We start from the raw sequence: 17955 nt of genomic DNA on the forward strand, positions 1-17955 counted from the left end.
GGTCTGACTGAACACACGCGCCACAGAGCGCTTTGAGGCACCCCGCCCCCAAAGCCACTAATTCAGCAGGCTCCTAGAGCATCGCGAACAACTCGAGCTGGATGTTGTCGGGGTCGCGAAACACCAGCGTCGCGTACGGGAATGGTTCCTGTCCGGTCCGGATCTCGGTGTGCGGGATGCCGAGCATGTCGAGCCATCGCACCCACGCCTCGAGGTCCTCGCGTGAAGCGACGTTGAATCCGACGTGGTCCAAACCCGTTTTCGCTTCGTCGAATTCGGCGCCGTCATTGCCGGTGTTGGTGTGCAAGCCGATACCGAGACCCGACCGCGGCTCGACCAGCAGCACGCCGTAGCCGGTCTCCTCGCATCCGTAGTGCGGGAATTGCATGGGCAGCCGTTGCGCGGCGAATACGCGCTGATACCAGGCCGCGCTGGCTTCGATGTCGCGCACCGTGACGGACAGATGGTTGATTCCGGTAATCGCGGGAGACGTTTCGTCGGTCACGTGCAAGATGGTGCCATGACCGATGACTCGGCCGCAGCCACCCACGAGGGCCGTCCCGACTGGATGACCAAGCATTTGCAGACGTACCTGCGTTCAGGCGGCACCCAGGGCCACATCATGGACCTCAGCGACATCGGTGGCCATCGGTTCACCACCCACTGCTTGATCAGGGTGCGCGGCCGCAAATCGGGATTGACGCGTATCTTTCCGCTGATCTACGGCGACCTCGGCGGCGAGGTGGTGATCGTCGCGTCGAAGGGCGGCGCCGACCGAAATCCGGACTGGTATCACAACATTCGCGCCAGCCAGCATGTCGACATCCAGATCGCCACGCAAGCCTTCCGCGCAACCTGGCGAGAGCCCGAATTTGAAGAGCGGCACCGTGTTTGGGAGTTCATGGTGTCGGCATACCCGCCCTATTTGGCCTATCAGAGGGCGACGTCGCGGCACATCCCGGTGATCGTGCTGAGCCCCGAGACGGAGATCAACGTCTTCTCCGAATCCGATCTGCAGTCCGGCTAGGCCACTTGGTGGTACCCGATATGTGTTCGCCAGAGCCGTTCGGAATGATTGCTGCGCACGGAATAAAGCTAGCGCTTCATTCCACTCATCCAAATACCTTTTCGTTAGCAAGGCGAACGTTATTAACACTATAGAAACTTTTATTATGAAGCGTAAACGCAGCTAGTCCGCGTAGTTAAAGCATTCAAGATCATAATGCCCGCTGAGCCTGGCAAAACCTCAGTTTGATCTTTTCCCTGACGTTAATACCGGCGATTTGCCATCCCGTTTCCATTTCCTAGTGTTAGCTTGCATCCACCAGAGAGTTCGCTAAGGAAGCGGATCGTGTCAATGGGGGATCTCATGGGTTACAGCCATTACGTAGGCCGAGTCGGCGCGCTTGCAGTTGCTTTGGGTATCGGTCTCGCCATCGCGAATGGCCCTGGTACCGCGTGGGCCGATGATGCAGGTTCGGATGCACACGACAGCCCTTCATCCACCGCCGGTCCGAACGACAACAACAAGGACGGCGACACTAGCGAGCCCACTTCCACTGGCCCCGTCGACACAACGACCTCCAATCCGACAACAAACGACACGAGCACCCCCGAGAACCCCAGTGCGGGCACGGCGAGTGGAAACGCGTCGCCGTCCGGCAGCACACAGGAGGTCGCTCCCGGCGTCGTCATCTCCAGCTCCGGTGGGGCGCATACGTCGTCCGATCGGAAAGAATCCCGCGTCACGAAGCCGAAGAAGTCAGTCACACTCAAGACGCCATCGAGCACGGTGGGGTCCAAAGCGGCGCAACCTGAGCGGTCGGCGACGTCGACCACTCCCCGGTCTGTCAACACGACCGCCGCGACGCCCGCCGCGTCGCCGCTTCCGGCGCCCACTTCCGCAACAACATCCGTACAAACCTCGCCCGCGGCGGATTCGACGGCGCCGACATACGTGCCACCGGCTTACCGCGCCCCCGTTGTCGAGGTGATTCATGCCGCGTCGGTGCCCCTCACCACGACGGTGAGCAGTACCTTGGCGACCGCGCTTTTCGGCTCCCTGCCCAACGCGGACGTGGAATCGCCGCTGTCGTGGATCGTGATGGCCGCGACGCGCCGCCTCGGTGCCGGCACGGAGGCGGGCGGAACTTCGCAGCAGGCGGCGCAGATGGCCGCGGCGCAGACCTCGACCAGCCTGACGACGACCGCGGTCGCAGCGGCCGCGCCGGTGAATCAGCCGCCGATCGTGGAGCAGGAGGCGGCCCTCGGCACGCCGGACCCAAGGACGGGCACCGTGGCGGGTCAGGTCATCGCCGAAGACCCCGAGAAGAAGAAGCTCACCTACACCGTTGTCACCCAGCCCACCGAGGGCAAGTTGGTTCTGAACAAGAGCACCGGTGCGTTCACCTACACTCCGACCACGACGCAGCGGGTGCTCGCCGGGCTGAGTTCCGAATACGCTTCTGCGCAATTCACGGTGGCGGTGTCCGACGGAGTCAAGGCCAACGTCCAGACCGTCACAATCAACGTGGCAATCAACCCCATGCCGCTGGCCGACGCCGGCGCGATTGAAACCGGTGGCTCGGTAGACGCCATCGCCGTGACGAAGACACGTGCTTACGTCGCCGACTCCGTCGGCAAGACCATCACCGTGATCGACACCGTCAACCGCGCGGTCGTGACGACCATTCACCTTGACGTGCAACCGGTCTCCCTTGACGTGACTCCCGACGGCAAGCGTGTCTTCGTCGTTGACGACGAAACGCATTTGATTCACGTCATCGACGGCACCACCAATACCGCCTTGAGCCCCATTGACTTCGGCGACAACCGCTACCCGATATCGGTCGCGGTATCCCCCGATGGCAAGACACTAATGGCAACCGGTGGACTGTTCGACGCCAGGACCGGTACGTGGACGAGCGTGGTCACCAAAGTGGCCGTCGCAACCGGAAAGATCACGGGCACCGTGAAACTGCCCGGCGCATCGCCGGATGCCTTCTACAGCATCGTGTTCAGCCCGGACGGCAAGAAGGTCTACGTCGTGGGCGATCTCCTCACCGACGATCCCCAGGAGATCCCCCTTTCCGCCGTTTACACATTCGCGACGACATCGACCGCCGCCAAGCTGGTCGCCACGGGCACCTACATCCTCGACGTGGTCGTCAACCCGGCCGGTACCCGCGTCTATGTCAACGACGTCGATGAAGGCGTCATCACGGTGCTCGACGCAAAGAACCACAAGGTGTTGGGCACGATCAACGTGACACCTGAGACGTTGAGCGGAATCACGCTCAGTAAAGACGGATCCCTTTTGTTTGCAGTAGATTCCGTCGACGGCGCCGTACGCGTCTACGACACAACCGCCAACCACGTTCTGCTCACAACCGTCGATCTCGATACCACTACCGAGGGGTATTACCCCGGCGCCGTGCTGTCCCCCGATGGACGCGAGCTCTACTACTCCACCGACCAAGGCATACAGGTCATCTCGGTGCTGCCTGCCACCGCCGCTTCGACTCCCGGGGCGCCGGTGGGCAACGTCATCATCGGCGCGTTCGGCACTCGGTATCAGGTGACCGTGGATGTCGATCCACAGACGTTGGAGCCGAGCGGTTCGACCCGCGTGAGCATCCTGGACACGGACGGTCGGGTCATCACGACCTCGGCGAGCATTGCCGGCAGCCCAAACGGCTTCGCTTTCCCGATGACGCGGCCCGACGGCAGTCTGCTGCTGACGACCTACGACGAGGTCACCAACACCACGACAGTCACGGCGATCAGCACATCAGGCGTCGCAACGACTGTGGGAACGGTGACCGGCGTCGCCGCGAGCTCGATACTCGTCGCATCGAACGGCGCCGCATTCGTGCTGGCCGATGTCGACGGCACACAGAGTGCCTATCGACTCATCCGAGTGTCGCGATCCAATGCGTTCCAGACGTATGAGATCAACGGAACGACGTCGGGCTTACCACCCACACTGGCGCCCAACGGCACAGCCTATGTCGTGTACCAGGACAGCCTGGAACAGATCGGTGTGCTGGCGGTCGATTCGAGCGGCTTGTCCACGACTGTGCTTATCGAACGCCCGGGGATAGCGGGCCCTGTCACGATCTCCTCCGACGGGAAGGCGTATGTCGCCGTCTCGGTGGTGAACGATGACCAGACCGCTGTCGTCACCAAGATGCTGACATTCACGGGTAGCTCATATACGGAGCGCGAGATTCCAGGAGTGCGACTCGGTTTGGCCGTCGCGGGTGCGAAAGGGACGATATACCAGACCACCGTTGACTACGACAACGGCAAGACTTACGTAACCGAGCTGACCGCAACGACCCTGAAGACCAGCACGCCCATCACCGGGCTGGCCCTGGGTCAGCCTGTTGTCGCCGGCGATGGCACGACGTATATGGTCATCCTGAACGGCGGGGGGTATCAACTCGGAATTGCGAAGGCGGGCAAGACCCGCGTCGTGCCGATCAACGGTGTGGTCGCCGGAGCGGTAGACACTGTCGGCGGTGCGGCACTGACCGTCGGATGGAACAAGAACGCCTACGTCGCCTATGTCGACGCCAACGGCCGCTACCACGTCGCAATCGTCACGCCGGCGGGCCGCGCCACGATCAAAGACATGCCGGTCGGGACCGTCATCAAGAACAGGGTCTACTTCACGCTGAAAGGCGCTGCCGCCCAGATAGTCGAAAGACAGGACACTACGGGCGCCTATTACACCTCGGCGGTGATCCTGTCGTCGGGTAAGAGCACCGAAGAGGTGCCGGGTCAACTCATCGCCGGATCCATCGATCTGAAGGGCAACGGATACCTCATCACCGGCAATATGGGCGCTCAGGGCCCAGAGGCACGAGTGGTGGGCTTCAACTCCGCGGGCAAGACGATCGCGAAAATCATCGGCCCGGGAGGCATCGTCTTGGCGGTCGACCCGGATCAGGGGCCGTTCGGATTCGCGCCCCGGCCGATCGTGTTGGCGCCGAATGGAACGGCGTACGTCACGCTGTCGTCCGGGTTGGAGGACCTGCCCGGCACGGCCGAGGTGTGGGCCATTACCGCCAAGGGTGCAACCCGAATTCAAACTTTCGACACCGCCGCGGTCACAGCCGTCACGGTGGCGAAAGACGGCACGGTGTATGTGACCGTCAGCCAAATCGACGAAGGCACTGGACAGTTCGTCAGCACTGTTCGGGCCCTCTCAACCACTGTCTGATCGGGGCGACGGCGCCGGATCGTGAGGTAGTGTGTGAGAACGGGTTGAGCCAGCCCGCCAGCGATGTGTCTGCCGCGGCCGGACGGCTACATCGCCGGGGCGAACCCGTCGTCGGAGATCAGTTTCGTGGCAACAGCACTGCCGCTGCGACGGCCGCGAGCACGGCCAGCCCCGCGATGATCCCCGCCACCGCGGCCCAGCCACAACCGTCGTAGGCCACGCCGCCCAACCATCCGACGACGCTCGAACCGCCGTAATAGAACAGGTTGTACAGCGACGAGGCCTGCGCCTTACCCACCGACGCCGAACGACCCGTCCATCCCGCTGCGATGGAGTGCGCGCCGAAGAACCCGGCGGTCGCGACCACCAAACCGGCCAGCACCACAATGACGTTGCTCGACAACGTGATTGCCACGCCTGCAATCATGATCGAGATCGACACGATCAGCACCGGCTTGCGGCCGAACCGAGTGGCCTGCGCTCCCGCCAGCGACGAGGTCCAGGTGCCCGCGAGGTAGGCCAGAAACACCAGGCTGACCACGGACGGCGGCAGGAAGAACGGGCCGCCCGAGAGGCGGAATCCCAGGAAGTTGTAGAGCGCGACGAATCCGCCCATCAACAGGAAGCCCTGCGCGAACAGGACCAGTTGCCGCGGCGAGCGCAGGTTGGTCATCAGTCGGTGGGCAAGACTGCCTTCGGGATTGGCGCTGGATCGGCGCGTCGGAACGAAGCCGCGCGGCCGCGGCGCCAGTTTGACGAAACTGAGCGCGGCGGTGCCGCACACGAGCGCGACGGCGAAAACCCCGATGCGCCAGCCGGCGATCTGCGCGACCGGGCTGGACAACAGCCGGCCCAGCAGGCCGCCGATGGTCGTGCCCGCGACGAATGTGCCAGCCGCCCGAGCGGCGTGCGCGGGGTCGATTTCCTCGGTGAGATAGGCGATGGCGACTGCGGGGACACCGCCGAGCGCCAGCCCTTCGATCAGGCGCCCGACCAGAAGCATCTCGTAGGTCGGCGTGAACGGCACGAGGAGTCCGACGACCGTAGCGCCGACGACGGAGATCGAGATCGCCCGAACCCGGCCGATACGGTCGGCCAGGGTGGACCACGGGATGACGCCGATCGCCAGTCCGACGGTCGACGCGGAGATCGTCAGCGCCGCGTCGGCGGCACCGATGTGCAGGTCGGCCGAGATCAGCGGCAGGACGGCCTGCGGCGAGTACAGCTGTGCGAACGTCGCGACGCCGGCGCAGAACAGCGCGGCGAGTAGCCGGGTGTACGCCGACGAGCCACGGCTGTGCCCGACCCATATCGGTGGCGCGGCGTCGTCGATGGTCACCCGGGCAACGGTAGAAGCCGGTGATTAATGTGTCCAATGCATGAGTCGGCGCAGATTCATGCTTCTAACGCATGGTTGCGAAGGAAGTCGAAGAAACGCTGCGCAGGCGGCGACAGGACTGCGTCACGGTTCCAGACCAAACCCACTTCCCGCTTCGCACCGGCGTTGGACAACGGGACGTGGACAATCCTGGATTCGCCTCTGGGCTGGCGGGGAATGGGCACGACCGCTACACCGAAGCCCGCGGCGACCAGCCCTTCGACTGTCGGTATTTCGGTCGCTTCGAACACGATGTCGGGGTCGACGGCGTCTTCCGCCCACAGTTCGTCGGCGAGCTGGCGCAGACCGGCTTGGGGGCTCAGCGCCACGAAAGGCTCGCCGGCGGCCGCCGACAAGCGCACTTTGGCGCGCCCGGCCAGCGGATGTCCGCGCGGGACGGCCAGGGTCAGCTGTTCGACATAGAGCCTGCGCCAGCCCAAGCCAGGCGCCGTCGGCCGCGGCGAGGTGATCGCGACGTCGGCGTGTCCGGACAGCACCCGCCGGCTGATCTCGTGCGCGGGCCCCTGAAAGAGCTCGAACCGAATCGCGGGTGCCGAAGCACGAAACCGTCGAAGTTGCTCGGGCACGTACCAACTCGCCAGCGAATGCAGGAAGGCGAATCGGACGCCTCCGGTGTCCGGATCACGCAGCGCGGCGATGCGCTCTGTGGCCGAACGCATCTCGGCGATTCCGCGTCGCGCGTGTTCGAGCATGATCTGCCCGTACGCGTTGAGCCGCAACCGCCGATTGACGCGATCGAACAGCGGCGTGCCCGCCTCGCGTTCCAGCCGGGCCAGCGCTCGTGACAACGTCGGCTGACTGACGCCCAACTCGGCGGCGGCATCGGTGACGTGCTCGGTTTCGGCGAGCACCACGAACCAGTGCAGTTCCTCGAGGTTCACCGCGCAGCCGCCATGTGCAACGCCGCGCGATGGCTGAACAACAACGACGCGCCGATCGGGTTGCCGCCGCCCGGATACGTCTCACCCGACACCGCGGCCATCGTGTTGCCCGCGGCATACAGGCCGGGAATCGGGCGGCCGTCGGCGTCGAGCACGCGCGCGTCGATGTCGGTGCGCAGCCCGCCCTTGGTGCCGAGGTCCGACAGCCCGAATGCCGCGGCGCGGTAGGGCGGCGTGTCGATCGGCACCAACGGCGACGCGCCCGCGGTGAACGTCCGGTCGAAAGCTTCACGGCCCCGGCCGAAATCGTCGTCGTCGCCGCGCCGGGCGAACTCGTTGAAGCGGCGCACCGTGGCGACGAGATTGTCGGCGGGCACACCGATCAGCCCCGCCAATTCGGCCACCGAGTCGGCCTGCCGCCACAAGCCGGCCGACACATACTCTTTCGTCGGCGAGAACGACACGTTGGTCGCCATGACCGGCGGCTGGTCACCGTTACGGCTGTCGTAGACCATCCAGTAGCGCGACCCGACCCGGCCGTTGCCGATGGCGCGGATGATGTCGCGAGCGAGCCTGTCGTAGGCCGCGGATTCATTGACGAACCGCCTGCCGTCGCGGTCGACGAAGATGCCGCCGGTGAAGCACAGCGCGAAGGCCGCCCGGCCGTCGGGGTGCACCAGTCCTGGCGACCACCACGCCTGGTCCATCAGGTCGGTGGCCGCGCCGACCGAGATCGCCGCACGGTGCGCCAGCCCGAGATTGCCGGGTGCACCCATCGTGTCGAAAGCCGCTCCGGGAACGCCGTATTCGGCGCGCATGGCGTCGTTGCGTTCGAACCCGCCCGCAGCCAGCAGCACCCCGCGACGGGCCCGAATCACCCGCCTTCGACCATCGGACTCCACCACGGCGCCGACGACGCGTCCCTCGTCGCGTCCATCGACGATCGGCTCGACCAGGGTGGTGTTGAGATGCGCAGCCACCGCCGGGTTGTCGGCCATCGCGGACAGGAAGCGGCCGATCAGCGCCCGGCCGCCGGTCAGCAGATCAGGCTGGGGCGCGCCAAGACGTTCGTGATCGAGCGGCCCGCGGACCAGACCGGCGAATCGTCCGAGGCGACTGTCCGGCACGGCCTTCGAGACGATGTGGCGCATGCCGTCGGCGCGGGCGCCGGGCACCGAACTGTAATAGTCGGGCCACGGCAGGATTTTGAAGGCGAAGTGGTCGTCGCGTTCGAGGTATTCGATCAGGGCCGCGCCGCCGCGAACGTAGGCCTCCTGCAGTTCGGCGGGGGTACGGTCGCCGACCACGCCGCGGTAGTAGCGCAGTGCCTCTTCGATGGTGTCGTCGACTCCGGCGCGCAGGACTACGGGGTTGCACGGATACCACATTCCGCCGCCACCGGAGTAGGCGAACGTCCCGCCGAACCGGTCGGTGGCCTCCACCACGGCCACCGAAAGCCCTTCGCGCGCAGCGGTATAGGCACCCGCGGTACCTCCGCCCGAGCCGGCGACGACGACGTCGACGATCTCATCGGGCGTGCTCACAGGTGGACCATATCCGGCGTGCGGGAGAATCGCGGTCAACATGACCGATACCGAAGGTGCCAGCGCCGCCTCCCGCCGCGGCCACATCGTGCGGTTGGCCCTGTTCGCGGCGTTTCTGCTGGGACTGTTCTATCTGGTCGCGGTCTCCCGGGTGATCGACGTCGAGGACGTCCGGCGCACGGTGGCAGCGACGGGCCCACTGGCGCCGCTGACCTACGTCGTGGTGTCTGCGGTGCTCGGCGCCGTCTTCGTGCCGGGGCCGATCCTCGCGGCGGGCAGCGGGGTGCTGTTCGGTCCGGTGGTCGGGCTGTTCGTGACGCTGGGCGCGACCGTCGGCACGGCGATCATCACCAGCCTGGTCGGCAGACGCGCGGGCAGGCGCAGCGCGCGCGGCCTGCTGGGCGCCGATCGTGCCGACCGGCTCGACGGGCTCATCGAACGCCACGGCCTGTGGGCAGTCGTCGGGCAGCGGTTCGTTCCCGGCGTATCGGATGCGCTCGCCTCCTACGCGTTCGGCGCATTCGGTGTGCCGGTATGGCAGATGGCCGTCGGCGCGTTCATCGGATCGGCGCCGCGCGCCTTCGTCTACACCGCCTTGGGCGCGTCGATCTCCGATCTGTCGTCACCGTTGGCTTACGCGGCGGTCGCGGTGTGGTGCGTGACGGCGGTCGTCGGCGCATTCGCTACGCATCGCGGCTACCGGCATTGGCGCCGCCGTGGCAGGGCCGGCAACCGACCAGGTACTGTCCCCACCAACGAAGGGTCACCTAACACGCACGACACAGCGGAAGGGCCGTAAATGGTTGCTCAACCCAGCGATGCCACCGGGCTGCGCCTGCTCGTCGTCGGCGCCTCCTCGGGCATCGGCCACGCCGTCGCCGAAAGCGCGGGCAAGCTCGGCGCCAGGGTGGCGGTCGCGGCACGCCGCATGGACCTGCTGACCAAGCTCGCCGACAGTATCGGCGGCTCGGCGTTCGAACTCGATGTCGAGGACGGCGCAGCAATCACCAGGGTCGTCGCCCAGGCGGCCGAGGCGCTCGGCGGGCTGGACGCCGTCGTGTTCACCAGCACCGTCGTGCCGTTCGCCCACATCGAAGACACCGACGTGACGACGTGGGTGCACGCCTTCTCGGTCAACGCGCTCGGCGCCAACAACGTGCTGCGGGCCGCGCTGCCACACCTGTCCGAGAACGGTGTGGTGCTGATCGCGTCCAGCCACGATGTCGGCAGGCCCCGCGCTGGGGTGTCGGCGTACAGCGCCAGCAAGGCGGCGTTGGACGAGATCCTGCACTCGTGGCGCAGCGAGCACCCGGAACTGTCGATCGTGCGCGTCGGCATCGGGCCGACCGCCGACACCGAGATCCTGCGCGGTGCCGACCGGGACCTGCTCGCGTTGCTGTTCAAGTCGTGGGTGGAGCGCGGGCAGCTGCCCGCGCAGATGTCGGCGCTGCAGGACGTCGCCAACACGCTGTTGTCGCTGGTCCTCACCGCCTACGCCAACCCCAGCGTGGTGCCCGAGGCGGTGCAGCTGTTTCCCCGCATCCGAAACCGCTGAGTTCAGCAAGCCGTACTCAGGAATAGTCCGGCCGCGATGCCCGTTACGGAGGAAAGCGTTCGCGGGAGAGGCGGGCTCAACATGGCTGACGCGATCACGGAGATCCCCTTCAACGGCTTGCGGCTGCGGTTCGACAGCGCCAAGAGCTTCGAAGCCCTCGTCGACGCGCTGCTGGCCGACATCGGTCGGCAACCGGCGCCGCTCTACGACCTCGTCGCCGAGTCCGACAACTGGGACGGGTTCGAGCGGGCCGTGCAACGATACGTCGGGCCCAGCGGCTTCATGCTCTTCGCCGCGGTCGACCACGGCGGCTGGATCGTCAAGGCTGGCATACACCGCAGGGTGGTGCGCGTGGTGCTCGGCAACCCGTTGATCGCGATAACGATGCTGCGCCACGACATAACAGCGGGACTGTTTGCGCCCGTTGAGGTTCTGCTCACCGAGGAGGCGGGTAACCGAAGCGCCCTGACCTACGTGGCGCCGTCGTCGCTCATCGTTGTCGAACCCAACGAGCCGCTCGAGGCCGCCGCGCGGGAACTCGACGCGAAACTCAAGGCGTTGGCGCTGTCGGTGACGGGCAGCGCGGATCAATTGTCGACGCGCTCAGCCTCGTAGGCGGCTTCGTGCGTCCGGTACCTACCGAGCCGGTAGACGACGGCGCGCTTCACGTCGTGAATGTGCACGGACCACTCGTGGAGCCGTCATCTCCGCCTTTCCGAGAGAACGGTGACCCGATTCGGTCACGAGGCGGCTTCCACCGAGCCGACATCGGCGAGGCCGCTGATTCGCAAGACAGGCATCAGGATCGGGTTGACGATCACGTGGATGCGGTCCGCATGGGCGAACAACACGTTGATCGCCCCGCTGTCGAGGTACTCGACACCGCGAAGGTCGACCGTCAGAGAGGCGCCGTCGTTGTCGCGGGCGGCGGCACTGAGGGCTTCGGTGAAAACGTTGATGTTGCTCAGGTCAATCTCGCCGGTGGCGGTCAGCACGACCGTGCCGTCGCCGCGGCTGTCGATGTCGATTCGCAGCGGCGCGGCCATCAGGCGATCTTGGCCTGCATATGGACGGTCGTGCCGTCGTCGAGCGGATGAATGGTGACGTCTTGCATCAGCGCCCGCATCAGCGAGATGCCGCGGCCCCGATTCGCGGCCGCCACCGGCGGCTTCCACGAGCCGGCGTCGACGACCGTGACGTGCAGCCGATCCGCCAGCGCGGTGGCCCGCAGGCGGACGAAGCCTTTGGTGTTGCGGTGGCCGTGCTCGATCGCATTGGCGAGGGCTTCTCCTGCGGCGATGAGGACCTTCAGCGTCTGATCGGCATCCACCCCGGCCATGTGCAGCCAATCCTTCAGCGCGGCACGGGTTTCGGCGAGATAGCTCGGCTCGGCGGGCACTTTGATGTCCAACGGCGCCGGCTGACGGTACAGCAGCAGCGCGACATCGTCCTGGTAACCGTCGCCGGGCGCCAGCCCCGACATCACCTGTTTGGCAAGGTCTTCCAGCACGCTGGCACGGTTCTCCGCGACGAGGTCGGCGGCGCGGGCGATGCCGTCGTCCAATGGCTCTCGACGCCGCTCGACCAGGCCGTCGGTGTAGAGCACCAATGTCGACCGGGCAGGCAACGTGTCGCGGTGTTCGGGGCGGGCGCTGTAGAAGGTGACCCCGAGCGGCGTGGCCCTGGCTTGGTCAAGCAGGCGAACGGCGCCATCGGCGTCGACCACTACCGGCGGAGGGTGACCCGCGCACGAGTACACGATCTCGCCGGTCTCGGGGCGCAGCACCGCGCAGAAGGCCGTGGTGCACCGCGCACCCGCCAGCCGCGCGGCGAACCGATCCATGGCGCACAACACGGCGCCCGGAGTGGGATCCTCCAAAAGCAGTGCCCGACAAGCGCTTCGGAGTTGACCCATCACCGTCGCCGCGGTCAGGCCGTGCCCGACACAGTCGCCCACCACAAGAGCGATCCGACCATCGTCGAGACCGACCACGTCATACCAATCACCGCCCACCTGAAGCGGGCGGGTCGCCGGCTGGTAGCGCACCGCGAACCCGGCGGGCAGGTTGGCTGGACCGAGGATGGCGTTCTGCAGCGCCAGCGCCGCTTCCCGCTGCTGGTCGAGCTGGTGGACGCGCTGCAGGCCTTGGCCGAGACGACCCGCCAACACCGTGAGCAGCGTGCGGTCCTCCGGGGTGAACAGCCGCCGCTCGGCCAATTCGATGTAAAGGACCAACACACCGCTGGGATGCTGCAACGCGATACCGGCCGCACCCGGCGTGGCGGTGTCGGGGGTGAGCAGGTCGCCATCGGCCAGCCCACGGATCATTTGATGGGTTCGGGGCGGCAGGTCGTCCCAACGCGCCGGCTCGCCAAGACAGTTGAAATGCGGAGTCTCGATTTCCGCGCTGCCCGCGGGGAACGTGACCGCAAGGACCCGCCGCGCCCGCCACAGCCTGCGCAGTTCGTCGCCGCCGGCGCTGACCGCATCGTCGACGGTGTCGGCGTGGACCAGATGTTGGTTGAGCGACGCGAGCGCGGTCTCCCGCTGCACGGTGTAGTGCTCGGCGGTCACATCGCGAAACGTACCGACTATGACCCGGCGCCCGGTTTCGGGGTCCTCTGCGTGATTGTGAGTGGCGGTGACCCATAGCCGGTGCCCGTCGCGGTGCTGCACCGGAACGGTGAACGTGCCGTGCGTTTCGGACAGCAAGGCGGCGAAGGCCGTGTCTGTCTCTTTGCGCGCGTCAGGATCCGTGTCGGCCTGCGGCAACCAGGGAAACGGCGGATGGTAGGGCACGCCGTCGGCGCCGTAGCCGAGGATTTCGGTGAAAGCCGCGTTGATCTCGATGACGGCGCCGTCGGCGTCGCAGACGAAGAACCCTTCCTGCAGCGAGTCGACCAGCGCGGTGCGCCAGCGCGCGTGGTGGGTGCGAAGCCGGGCCAGCTCGATGTTGGCCCGCACTCGGGCGAGCAGCTCGGCCGCGGCGAACGGCTTGACGAGGTAGTCGTCGGCGCCGGCGGCCAGACCCTCGATGGACGCCTCCTGGCCGGCGCGGGCCGACAGCAGCAGCACGGGCACGGCCGCGGTGCGCGGGTCCTCCCGCAGCGCCGCCACCAGGGCCAGCCCGTCCAAGCGGGGCATCATGACGTCGCTGACGACAAGGTCCGGCAGCTCGGCCCTGACGGTCGCCAGCGCCTGCTGACCGTCGCTGACCGTCTTGACCTGGTAGCCGGCGCCGCTCAGCAGGCGGGCCAGGTATTCGCGCATGTCACTGTTGTCGTCGGCGACCAGAACCCGCGATTCGACGTCCCCGTCCGGAGCCCGCAGGTTGGCGTTGTCCAGTGACTGCGCCGACTCGACGGCACCCCCGCTGGAGTCGACGTCGCCGGGAATCCAGCGCAGCGCCTCCTGGACATACGGTTCGGCGGCGTGAGAGGCCGATCGGTGTCGGCCGGTTGCCGCGACGGCATCGGCGGGCAGATGCGACGCGCCGAACGGTAGGCGGATGGTGAATGTGGTGCCGCTGCCTTCGGTGCTCTCGGCGGAGATGTCGCCGTGATGCAGATGGATCAGTTCATGCACCAGCGCCAGGCCGATTCCGCTGCCCTCGTTGGAGCGCGCCTCCGCCGACTCGATGCGGTGGAACCGTTCGAACAGCCGAGGCATTTCCTCGGCGGGTATGCCGACCCCTGTGTCGGACACGGTGACGACCGCCTCGTCGCCTTGGCGCCGCACCCGCACGGCGATGGAACCGGAGAAGGTGAACTTCAGCGCGTTGGACAGCAGGTTCAGGATCACCTTCTCCCACATGTCGTGGTCGATGTAGACGGGTTCGTCCAGCGCTGGACAGTCCACGACGAACTCCAGCCCGGCACGGTCGACGGCTGACCGGAAGACGCTGGCCAGCTCGGCGGTGATCGCCGACAAGTCGACCGGTTCGTAGCGCGCCTGCGCCCGACCGGCCTCGATGCGGGAGAAATCGAGCAATGTGTTGACGAGTTTGGTGAGGCGTAATCCGTTGCGCCACACCACGTCTAAGTCTTTGCGCATCTGCTCGTCCAGCCCGGACCGGCCGCGCAGTTCGGCGACAGGGTCGAGGATCAGCGTGAGCGGGGTGCGGAACTCATGGCTGATGTTCGAGAAGAAGGCGGTCTTGGCGCGGTCGAGTTCGGCGAGTTCTTCGGCGCGCTGCTGCTGGGCGCGGTAGCTGCGGGCGCTGCCGATTCCCGCGGAGATATGCGCCGCCGCCAACCGCACGAACCCGGTGTTCTTCTCGTTCACCGGCCGATACCGATTCAAGGCGGCGACCAGGAAGCCGCGGGGCGCGCCGCCCTGCTCCATCATCGGGACGACCAACGCCTTCACCGGCGGTTCGGCCCAGTCGCCGGTCGGCAGGTCGGCAAACGGTCCGCCGACCAGATCGACCAGCACCGACTCGCCCGCAGCGACCTGCTGCACGGGCCACACGCTCGCGCCGTCGGCGGGCAGCATCGTCGGCGCGGCCGGATGCCCCTCGGCGATTCCGCTCGTCCCCGCCAGCCGCGCGTCGCCGTTCGCGTCGAACAGGTACGTCAGCGCGAACGGCAGGTCACGCAGGTTCTTGCCGAGCTGCCGATGCGCGAAGGCCAGGCTCTCCTCCTCGGTGCGTGTCACGCTGGGGTCCGAGCCCAGCAGCCGCAACGTCGCCATTCGCCGCTCACCGATGATTCTGTCTGTGTCCTCGCTGACGACGCACAGCATGCCCACGACGCGGTCGTCGTCGTCGCGCAAGGGGCTGTAGGAGAACGTGTGGTAGGTCTCCTCGGGGTAGCCGGAGCGCTCCAGGAACAGCAGCAGCCCCTCATCCCATGTCGCCTGCCCGGTGGCGAGCACCCGGTCGATGCGCGGACCGATGTCATCCCAGATCTCCGACCACACCTCGCTGGCCGGCCGGCCCAGCGCCCACGGGTATTTACGGCCCAGGGTGTCGCGGCGATAGGCCGCATTGCAGAAGAAGGTCAGCTCGCGACCCCACGCCATCCACATCGGGAACCGCGACGACAGCAGGATGCTGACCGCGGTCTGAAGGCTCTGTGGCCAGCCCGACGGCGATCCGAGCGGCGTGGCCGACCAGTGCACCTGGGCGAGGTCTCGCCCCACGTCCGGATCGGCGCCGAACACCGCGGCCGAAGACCCGCGGCCAGCGCCCTTCATCGCGGCTCGTTGGTGGCGTCAAGCGCCTCGGTGACGGTCCGGAAGGGTCGAAGCACGTTGTCCAGCCGGGTCACCTCGATCGGGATCATCACTTCGGCGTTGCTGGCGACCAGGCGCACGGACACCCCGTCCGAGCGGCCCTTCTCGTAACCGCCGAGGACCGCGTTGAGCCCGGCGCTGCCGAAGTAGGTGACGTCGCTCATCTCGAGAACGAGCAGCCGTGCCGGATGCTCGGCTGCGGCTTGCAGTGCAGCGTCGAGATGTGAAATCAGCGTGTCCACGGTGCCGGAGTCGATTTCGCCGCCCACGGAAACCACCACGGCGGCGTCGCGCACATCCTGTTTGACTTCTAACAACGTCACAGGCACGCTCTCCGTCAACTCACCGATCCGCCATGCCAGCGGATCCTCGGCGGCGCACATCTTTGAACGCTTCCTCCGTTCTCCATTAAGCCCTACTTCGTTCCCGGCGGCAGCGGAATGCTGCAGGTTAACGGTCTCCCGGTCGGCCGACGCGGTCGTGCACCGTCAGCAACAAATGGTCGAATTCGCGGCGCAGGCCCTCGGGTTGGTACTTGACGGTGTCGAGTTCGGCGACGATCTGAGCCGCGAGCGCCCGCAGTTTGGTGTTGGTCTGCTGGGACCGCCAGAGCAGGATCTCGAACGCCGCGTCGGCGCTGATCCGGTAGACGAGCATCAGCACACCCTTGGCCTGCTCGATCGCCGCGCGGGCTTCGAACAACTCGGGCAGCGAGTCGTCGAGCGCCTGCCTGCGTACCTGCCGGAAGGAGTCGGTCAGGTCGATGTAGTAGCCCTCGCTGCCGACCACCGCGCCGTCGTCGTCGACCATCCGGTCGGCAAGCACCAGCACGTTGTGCTCGTTGCCTTGAGTGTCGATGAACCGGTGCCTGCTGTTGAACGACTCGCCGTAGTGCAGTAGGTGGTCCAGAAGGTCCTGAACGTGCTGGCGGTCGTCGGGGTGCTTATGGGACAGCAGCAACTCGGTGGTCGGAACGACGGTGCCCGGTTCGTAGCCGTGCATCCGCGCGACCTCGTCCGACCATTCCCAGCGCTGGCCGACGAACCAGAAGCGGAAGCTGCCCACATCGAGATTGCTCGCGAGCGCGGACTCGACTGTGCGCTCAGTGCTGCCGCGAGCGTGGTCCGGCTTCGGCATTCCGCAATTGTTCCATCAATGCGGTTGTCGCGAATGTCCTTTGATTCGCTGGACCAGATGCACGACCACCACGACGAGTGCGCCGACCGCAAGGCCGACGACGGCCGACGCGGCGGTGTTGACCAACCAGGCCAGCACGGCGCCGACGCCTTGTATCGAATGGACCGCTTCCTCGGCGTGGTGGACCACCCCGTAGGGCGCGTGCCAGCCGAGGGTGTCGGTGCCGAGCAGCAGGATGTGGCCGCCGACCCACAGCATCGCCACCGTGCCGACGGCGGACAAGGCTGACAGCAGTTTGGGCATCGCGACAACCAGTCCCCTGCCGACCCGCCGCGAGAACCGCGAGGTTCGCTCGGTGAGGCTCAGCCCGATGTCGTCCATCTTCACGATGCCTGCGACGACGCCGTAGACCGCCGCGGTGATCACCACGGCGACGACAGCAAGGATGATGAGCCGCGGCAGGAACGCCTGGTCGGTGACCTCGTTGAGGGCGATCACCATGATCTCGGCGGACAGGATGAAGTCGGTGCGGATGGCGCCGGTCACCATGAACTTCTCGGCGTCTTGGCCCCGCTCGGCGACCGGCTTGGGCTTGTCGTGGCCGCCTCTGTGGAAGACGGCGGCAAAAGCCTTCTCGGCGCCCTCATAGCACAGATAGGTGGCGCCCAGCATCAAGATCGGCGTCAGCAGCCACGGCACGAACTGACTGATCAGCAGCGCGGCGGGCAGGATGAACAGCAGCTTGTTACGCAGCGATCCGATGGCGATCCGCTTGATGATCGGCAGCTCACGCTCGGCCGCGATGCCGTGCACATACTGCGGGGTCACCGCGGTGTCGTCGATGACGACGCCTGCGGCCTTGGCCGTCGCGCGCCCCGCCGCCGCGCCGATGTCGTCGACCGAGGCGGCCGCCATCCGGGCCAGGACGGCAACGTCGTCAAGAAGCCCGAACAATCCCGCGCTCATCGCGCCTCCG

Annotated in this window: 14 protein-coding genes; 5 read left to right on the top strand and 9 right to left on the bottom strand. The window is 66.5% G+C overall.

The window, feature by feature from the left end:
- Positions 1 to 73 precede the first annotated feature (73 nt).
- A complete protein-coding gene (locus CQY20_RS26800) occupies positions 74 to 505 on the bottom strand; it encodes a VOC family protein (protein ID WP_234816431.1) in 432 nt (143 codons plus the stop codon).
- A gap of 15 nt (positions 506 to 520) precedes the next feature.
- Between CQY20_RS26800 and CQY20_RS26805 the strand changes: the two genes are divergently transcribed.
- Together CQY20_RS26805 and CQY20_RS26815 are read left to right on the top strand one after the other, a co-directional pair.
- Positions 521 to 1027 carry a nitroreductase/quinone reductase family protein gene (locus CQY20_RS26805; RefSeq protein WP_097943254.1) on the top strand — a complete coding sequence of 169 codons (507 nt, stop codon included), beginning with the start codon at positions 521 to 523 and terminating at the stop codon, positions 1025 to 1027.
- 999 nt (positions 1028 to 2026) lie between these two features.
- A complete protein-coding gene (locus tag CQY20_RS26815) occupies positions 2027 to 5227 on the top strand; it encodes a DUF5711 family protein (RefSeq protein ID WP_133119141.1) in 3201 nt (1066 codons plus the stop codon).
- Between the two features lie 118 nt (positions 5228 to 5345).
- Here the strand turns inward: CQY20_RS26815 and CQY20_RS26820 are convergent, their stop codons facing one another.
- The 3 genes from CQY20_RS26820 to CQY20_RS26830 are packed head-to-tail and all read right to left on the bottom strand — an operon-like array spanning position 5346 to position 9051.
- On the bottom strand, positions 5346 to 6566 hold the full coding sequence (locus CQY20_RS26820; RefSeq protein ID WP_097943260.1) for an MFS transporter: 1221 nt from the start codon (positions 6564 to 6566) through the stop codon (positions 5346 to 5348).
- A 56-nt stretch (positions 6567 to 6622) separates the two neighbouring features.
- Positions 6623 to 7507 carry a LysR family transcriptional regulator gene (locus CQY20_RS26825; RefSeq protein WP_097943262.1) on the bottom strand — a complete coding sequence of 295 codons (885 nt, stop codon included), beginning with the start codon at positions 7505 to 7507 and terminating at the stop codon, positions 6623 to 6625.
- Entirely contained in the window at positions 7504 to 9051 is a 1548-nt protein-coding gene (locus CQY20_RS26830) for an FAD-binding protein (RefSeq protein ID WP_097943287.1), read from the bottom strand. The genes CQY20_RS26825 and CQY20_RS26830 overlap by 4 nt, the downstream gene beginning before the upstream one ends.
- 40 nt (positions 9052 to 9091) lie before the next feature.
- Here CQY20_RS26830 and CQY20_RS26835 point away from each other — a divergent pair, with 40 nt between their 5' ends.
- From CQY20_RS26835 to CQY20_RS26845, 3 genes are all read left to right on the top strand, one after another.
- Positions 9092 to 9850: a TVP38/TMEM64 family protein gene (locus CQY20_RS26835; RefSeq protein WP_097943264.1), complete on the top strand. Its 759-nt coding sequence runs from the start codon at positions 9092 to 9094 to the stop codon at positions 9848 to 9850.
- Positions 9851 to 10606: an SDR family oxidoreductase gene (locus CQY20_RS26840; RefSeq protein ID WP_097943266.1), complete on the top strand. Its 756-nt coding sequence runs from the start codon at positions 9851 to 9853 to the stop codon at positions 10604 to 10606.
- A 93-nt stretch (positions 10607 to 10699) separates the two neighbouring features.
- Positions 10700 to 11221: a DUF302 domain-containing protein gene (locus CQY20_RS26845; RefSeq protein WP_097943289.1), complete on the top strand. Its 522-nt coding sequence runs from the start codon at positions 10700 to 10702 to the stop codon at positions 11219 to 11221.
- A 125-nt stretch (positions 11222 to 11346) separates the two neighbouring features.
- Here the strand turns inward: CQY20_RS26845 and CQY20_RS26850 are convergent, their stop codons facing one another.
- The 5 genes from CQY20_RS26850 to CQY20_RS26870 form a co-directional block, all read right to left on the bottom strand.
- On the bottom strand, positions 11347 to 11652 hold the full coding sequence (locus CQY20_RS26850; RefSeq protein WP_097943268.1) for an STAS domain-containing protein: 306 nt from the start codon (positions 11650 to 11652) through the stop codon (positions 11347 to 11349).
- A complete protein-coding gene (locus tag CQY20_RS26855; RefSeq protein WP_097943270.1) occupies positions 11652 to 15803 on the bottom strand; it encodes a SpoIIE family protein phosphatase in 4152 nt (1383 codons plus the stop codon). The genes CQY20_RS26850 and CQY20_RS26855 overlap by 1 nt, the downstream gene beginning before the upstream one ends.
- Positions 15800 to 16225 carry an STAS domain-containing protein gene (locus CQY20_RS26860; RefSeq protein ID WP_097943272.1) on the bottom strand — a complete coding sequence of 142 codons (426 nt, stop codon included), beginning with the start codon at positions 16223 to 16225 and terminating at the stop codon, positions 15800 to 15802. The genes CQY20_RS26855 and CQY20_RS26860 overlap by 4 nt, the downstream gene beginning before the upstream one ends.
- Before the next feature lie 67 nt (positions 16226 to 16292).
- The gene (locus tag CQY20_RS26865; protein WP_097943274.1) at positions 16293 to 16979 is read right to left on the bottom strand and encodes an ANTAR domain-containing protein; all 687 of its coding nucleotides are present in this window, start codon (positions 16977 to 16979) and stop codon (positions 16293 to 16295) included.
- A gap of 15 nt (positions 16980 to 16994) precedes the next feature.
- Positions 16995 to 17945, bottom strand: coding sequence for a DUF808 domain-containing protein (locus CQY20_RS26870; RefSeq protein WP_097943276.1), 951 nt, complete (start codon positions 17943 to 17945; stop codon positions 16995 to 16997).
- Between the last annotated feature and the right edge of the window lie 10 nt (positions 17946 to 17955).

The organism is Mycolicibacterium agri (assembly GCF_002553505.1).
GTDB lineage: Bacteria > Actinomycetota > Actinomycetes > Mycobacteriales > Mycobacteriaceae > Mycobacterium > Mycobacterium agri.

Excerpts from the sequence above, each read along its gene's own strand:
- CQY20_RS26805 (WP_097943254.1), top strand. The coding sequence starts at position 521 with ATGACCGATGACTCGGCCGCAGCCACCCACGAGGGCCGTCCCGACTGG.
- CQY20_RS26835 (WP_097943264.1), top strand. The coding sequence starts at position 9,092 with ATGACCGATACCGAAGGTGCCAGCGCCGCCTCCCGCCGCGGCCACATC.
- CQY20_RS26840 (WP_097943266.1), top strand. The coding sequence starts at position 9,851 with ATGGTTGCTCAACCCAGCGATGCCACCGGGCTGCGCCTGCTCGTCGTC.
- CQY20_RS26850 (WP_097943268.1), bottom strand. The coding sequence starts at position 11,652 with ATGGCCGCGCCGCTGCGAATCGACATCGACAGCCGCGGCGACGGCACG.
- CQY20_RS26855 (WP_097943270.1), bottom strand. The coding sequence starts at position 15,803 with ATGAAGGGCGCTGGCCGCGGGTCTTCGGCCGCGGTGTTCGGCGCCGAT.
- CQY20_RS26860 (WP_097943272.1), bottom strand. The coding sequence starts at position 16,225 with ATGTGCGCCGCCGAGGATCCGCTGGCATGGCGGATCGGTGAGTTGACG.
- CQY20_RS26865 (WP_097943274.1), bottom strand. The coding sequence starts at position 16,979 with ATGCCGAAGCCGGACCACGCTCGCGGCAGCACTGAGCGCACAGTCGAG.
- CQY20_RS26870 (WP_097943276.1), bottom strand. The coding sequence starts at position 17,945 with ATGAGCGCGGGATTGTTCGGGCTTCTTGACGACGTTGCCGTCCTGGCC.